1 protein-coding gene is annotated in these 1,956 nt (G+C 42.5%); it reads left to right on the top strand.

From position 1 onward, the window contains the following. Positions 1 to 1,648: 1,648 nt before the first annotated feature. Positions 1,649 to 1,921, top strand: coding sequence for a hypothetical protein (locus FCU94_RS15845; RefSeq protein ID WP_004748935.1), 273 nt, complete (start codon positions 1,649 to 1,651; stop codon positions 1,919 to 1,921). The last annotated feature ends 35 nt before the right edge of the window (positions 1,922 to 1,956 follow it).

Genomic DNA, 1,956 nt, shown 5'->3' with positions numbered 1-1,956 from the left:
ACCTTAATGCGGCGTTATATGCAGGAGGCGAAAATGGATTATAGCCCTAATAAGATTGCACTATAAGAACGGTTAGCTTGTGCTCTTTTATCTGTATTACTAATTGCCTACGGTGGCTACGGTATATATAAAAACGATTTATACATTCCTGCAAGACGTGGTGGTGTTCATTTCAGCAATGAACCAGCGTGGCTAATGTATGGCGCATTTGTATGCGGGTGTATTGTAATGATCTCCGTGATTGTTGACCATTACGATGAACGGAATAATGAGCGTGGTTATAGGATTTTTCGAAACGTATTTAAATATCTAGGTATCGGGTTATGTTGTATTGCAGCGTTGTGGAACTTGGAGAATCTAATCAAGTAATGCATATAACAATAAATTTAAGAGTGATTCACAACGCTCGGCGCTTTCACTTCAAGCCAGTTTAGTGTTTATGGCACAATGGTTTAGGTAAGGTGGTAGCGTTGTTCACACCTTAATTTGGCGTTATGTTTACTTGTATTTCAATGGCTTAAAAGTTCTTCGAGCTCTGTTCTTTGCCCCTTTAGCCATTCGTTCGAGTTGCCTCAGCAAATCCGCATTGTCGGCTCAAATTCGTGAATTTCTCAACCCGTAAAACATATCAATGTTCGTGGGTTGCTTCATTTGCAGGTCGTGGCGGCTGGATTTTTGTTTAACTGGCTCTAAGTCGTTTTTAACGTATTTGCCAAGTAACATGTCGGCTTAGCAGTTGCCTCGGCAATTTGCCATTGTTCTGCGCTTTGGTTGGAAAGAGAGGGCGCTTGTTGAAGCTAAGTCGGGTTGCCTCATTGGGCAGGGAAGTGGACTTACCCGCTTGGTGTTTCGTGCTTCTGGTGGCCAAGTGAGTTTTGGCGTGTGATTCACTTCTTGAAATGCGGCCAACAAAGCAGTTCTTTGCCAAACAAATCAGTCATTTGTGGTAAAACATAACAAACAATTCAAGCAGACCCTCAACGCGTGGCATTTTTGGTTTGCGTCGGGTTTGGTGTTACCGAGCAATGCGGAAAGTGAGCCAGTGCGTTTCGGGCTACTTAATTGGGCGTTATGCGACTGAGCAAAAAGTCTTCTATATCTCTCTTTCTCGCTCTCTTTGGCAGTCGGTTTTCGGTGTCGGCAATTTAGCATTGTCGGCCTAAATTCTTGAATCACTCAGGCCGTAAAACATGCCAAATTTCGTGGGTTGCCTCATTGGTTTTCAGTGTTGGGTGGCGGTGAGTTTGACTTGCTCAAAGTGTGGCAAGGGCAAGTCAATTGAGGCTTTCGATTTCGCTGCTAATTTGTCGCTTTGGCATTTTCGGGTTCAAAACCTGCTTTGTTGCTGAAGGTCAGCATTTCGTGGTCGTTGGAACTTTGGCTGAAACATAGTGAGTTTTGTGGTTCTTGAATCACAAAAAGTCAGTGGGTGTTTGGTTGCTTATTTGGTTTCGGGTAATCTGCTTTCAAAACAACTTAAACACAGGTGGAAAACTTCGCCTAACAAGGCGTTTAAGGCGGATTCACAACGCTTGGCGATTTCAGTTCAAGTTGAGTTTAGTGTTTAAGGTACAATGGTTTAGATTTGGTGGTTGGCGTTGCTCACCACTTAACGCGGCGTTATGTGCCATAGAGTGTGGAGTCACAAATGATAGTAACCATTCAAGGACCAAGTTTTTACGGACAAGAAGACGAAGAAGTATTTTTCGCTTGTTTGTACTCATTACCAGAGTTTGAAAAGGTAGTTGGTGTTGGTCTAAATCTAGAAATTCATTTCAAGTCATCAGTTTCAGGTGATGTCATTAGGCGTTTGTTGGTTATTTGTCGTCGCTGGGGGGTAGATGTCAGTTCTCTAAAGAATCAGATTAGTTGTTTAGAGGTTGAATCTTTGTTCTGGGATAAAGATATATCGTTACCTTAACAATGACTCTTGGCTGGTATAAGTTGCTTGAAGTT

Source organism: Vibrio sp. JPW-9-11-11, assembly GCF_013369335.1.
Taxonomy (GTDB): Bacteria; Pseudomonadota; Gammaproteobacteria; order Enterobacterales; family Vibrionaceae; genus Vibrio.
The sequence above is the reverse complement of the archived record's forward strand: the minus strand, read 5'-3'. Positions and strand labels throughout refer to the sequence as shown.

Excerpts from the sequence above, each read along its gene's own strand:
- FCU94_RS15845 (WP_004748935.1), top strand. The coding sequence starts at position 1,649 with ATGATAGTAACCATTCAAGGACCAAGTTTTTACGGACAAGAAGACGAA.